The 2,607-nt window shown below is 42.1% G+C and carries 4 protein-coding genes; 3 read left to right on the top strand and 1 reads right to left on the bottom strand.

The features are described 5' to 3' along the window. A partial coding sequence (locus tag K8F54_RS07305; RefSeq protein ID WP_290789009.1) for an amidohydrolase family protein occupies positions 1–522 on the top strand: 522 nt, incomplete at its 5' end. Further along, positions 519–953 carry a DUF4296 domain-containing protein gene (locus K8F54_RS07310; protein WP_290789011.1) on the top strand — a complete coding sequence of 145 codons (435 nt, stop codon included), beginning with the start codon at positions 519–521 and terminating at the stop codon, positions 951–953. The genes K8F54_RS07305 and K8F54_RS07310, both read left to right, overlap by 4 nt. On the opposite strand, the gene K8F54_RS07315 is transcribed toward K8F54_RS07310, so the two are convergent. Then, positions 950–1,957 (bottom strand): NAD-dependent epimerase/dehydratase family protein, encoded by a 1,008-nt coding sequence (locus K8F54_RS07315; RefSeq protein WP_290789013.1) that lies wholly within the window; start codon positions 1,955–1,957, stop codon positions 950–952. The genes K8F54_RS07310 and K8F54_RS07315 overlap by 4 nt on opposite strands. A gap of 150 nt (positions 1,958–2,107) precedes the next feature. On the opposite strand from K8F54_RS07315, the gene tyrS reads away from it, so the two are divergent. Further along, the coding region (tyrS, locus tag K8F54_RS07320; RefSeq protein WP_290789015.1) for a tyrosine--tRNA ligase at positions 2,108–2,607 on the top strand (500 nt) is incomplete at its 3' end.

Genomic DNA, 2,607 nt, shown 5'->3' on the forward strand with positions numbered 1-2,607 from the left:
GCTACCAAAGGCACCAAAATTAAATGGAATCCGGCGGTAAAATCTGAAAAAGACCGTGAAGGACTCTGGAAAGCCCTTAATGATGATCGTATCGATGTGATCGCGACAGATCACGCTCCACATACGCTTCAGGAAAAAGATAATGTGTATACCAAAGCGCCTTCGGGAGGGCCATTGGTACAACACGCCCTAGAAGCCTTATTTGAAATGCATCACCGAGGGCGAATTTCGGTAGAAAAAATTGTTCAGAAAACGGCGCATAACCCTGCGATATTATTTCAGATTAAGGATAGAGGATATATAAAAAGAGGGTTCAAGGCCGATTTGGTTTTGGTAGATCCCAACGCTCCTTGGACGGTCAACAAAGAGAACATTGCCTATAAATGTGGCTGGTCGCCTTTTGAAGGTACTACCTTTACATCGCGAGTAACACATACGCTGGTCAATGGAGCCCTGGTATACGAAAACGGAAAATACCTCACCCAAGGAAAAGGCGAACGTTTAACTTTTAATAGAGGATGAGGAGTTTTCTTTACTTGACGATGGTGTTTGTGTTCATGGGATGCCAAGATGTAAAGCGGCCCGAAAGACCGGAGGACTTGATCCCAAGAGACAAGATGGTCGATATATTTACCGATGCCTATGTGATGAACGCGGCTCGCAGCATAAATTTAAAGGTAATAACAGATAACGGAGTGGTATTAGATTCGGTCTTCTATACAAGGTATGATATAGACAGTCTGCAATTTGTGCGAAGTAATGCCTATTATACGGCCAACTTGAACGAATATTTGTCGTTGTTTGAAGAGGTGGAACAACGCTTACTTCAATTGGAAACAAAGAAAGACAGCATTGATCTCTTTAAGATAAAACAGGCGGAGGCCGCCTTAGAAAAGGACTCGATAAAGGCACAGTCGGGGCTTGTAGACCCCGTTGAAACCGATGCCAATTAACTATTCTTTTTAAAATTTGTCACCACCCTTTTAACGGTCTCTTGATAGGGAGTAAATTCGAAATCCAATTCCTTCTTTACTTTCGAGGCATCGTAAAAAGAGGTCTTATACATAGAATTTACGGTCGATTTTAACAATTTTCGTTTTGTTCCCAACAGTTTTGAGGACAACCAATCTCCAATTCGAAACAGGGTAAAACCCCATTTTGGAATTTTCTTATGCGGTTGTTTTTTTGAAAAATGAATTGCCAATTCTGAAAGCAATTCGCGATACGACAAATTATCCCCAACCAAAATATATTTTTGATTAGTGATAGGGCTTTGCATTAATTGTATCATCACCGAAACCACATCTTTTACATCTACTACACCCATCCCTCCCGAAGTGTAATAAGCTGTGGTTTTGGAAGCACTTTTAATGATGATGCCACTACCCGAGTTTCGCGGGCCTTCTCCCAAAATGACTCCGGGGTTTACTACCACAGCATTGAGACCTTCCTGGGTACCGCGCCAAACTTCGAGTTCAGCACCGTATTTGCTGATGGAATAGACACTGTTGTCGTCTTCGGGATTCCATGCGGTTTCTTCATCGATAAGTTCACCATTGGTGCACCTTCCTAAGGTGGCTACCGAACTTACATAGCACAATTTTTGAACTTTATTGGCAAGACATAAATTGACAATATTCGCGGTGCCTTCCACATTCGATTTCTTGAGTTTGCGGTAGTGTTTCGGATTAAAACTAATATAAGCGGCGCAATGATATACATAGGTGATGTCCACAAAGGCATCGGTTAAAGCTGGAATATCGGTCATATTTGCCGCTACCCATTCGATCTTGTTAAAAAGGACATCCGCTTCCGAAGTAAAACAGGAAAATACATTTCTCACGAGTTCCAGGTCACTGCTGGCTCTATGTGTTGCACGTACTTTTTGGTTGTTTTGCAGCAGCGAAAACAACAAATGTGAACCTACCAAACCGGTGCCCCCTGTTACTAGTATCATACGGCGAAGTTACTAGTTATTGCGGAAATATAGTTGGGAATTTATGCTTCAGGAAAAACTGTAGCGTCTTCGGGTTGTTTTCATTCGTATTTTTAACAATACGCTTTCCTCTTTTCCTACTTCCACCTATCTTTGCGTAAAACCTTTAAAATGCAACTGAAAAATTTCGTTGAAGAACTACAATGGAGAGGGATGGTTCACGATGTGATGCCAGATACCGAAGAACACCTTATGGAACAGATGCGTGCTGCCTATGTGGGGTTTGATCCTACGGCAGACTCTCTACATATAGGAAACCTAGTTCCAATTATGTTATTGGCGTTTTACCAACGTTGTGGTCATAAACCCTTTGCATTGGTGGGCGGAGCTACCGGGATGATTGGTGATCCTTCAGGTAAATCGAGCGAGCGAAATCTACTCGATGAAAAGACCCTTAGGCATAATCAAGAATGTGTGCGGAAGCAATTATCGCAGTTTTTAGATTTTTCTTCGGGAGCGAAGAACGAAGCAGTTATGGTGAATAATTACGACTGGATGAAGGAGTTTTCGTTTCTGGGATTTATTCGGGATGTCGGGAAGCACATAACCATCAACTATATGATGGCCAAGGATTCTGTAAAAAATAGGATCACAGGAGAAGATACCGAAGG

Source organism: Altibacter sp., from assembly GCF_019913785.1.
In the GTDB taxonomy this organism is placed as follows: Bacteria; Bacteroidota; Bacteroidia; order Flavobacteriales; family Flavobacteriaceae; genus Altibacter.

Excerpts from the sequence above, each read along its gene's own strand:
- K8F54_RS07310 (WP_290789011.1), top strand. The coding sequence starts at position 519 with ATGAGGAGTTTTCTTTACTTGACGATGGTGTTTGTGTTCATGGGATGC.
- K8F54_RS07315 (WP_290789013.1), bottom strand. The coding sequence starts at position 1,957 with ATGATACTAGTAACAGGGGGCACCGGTTTGGTAGGTTCACATTTGTTG.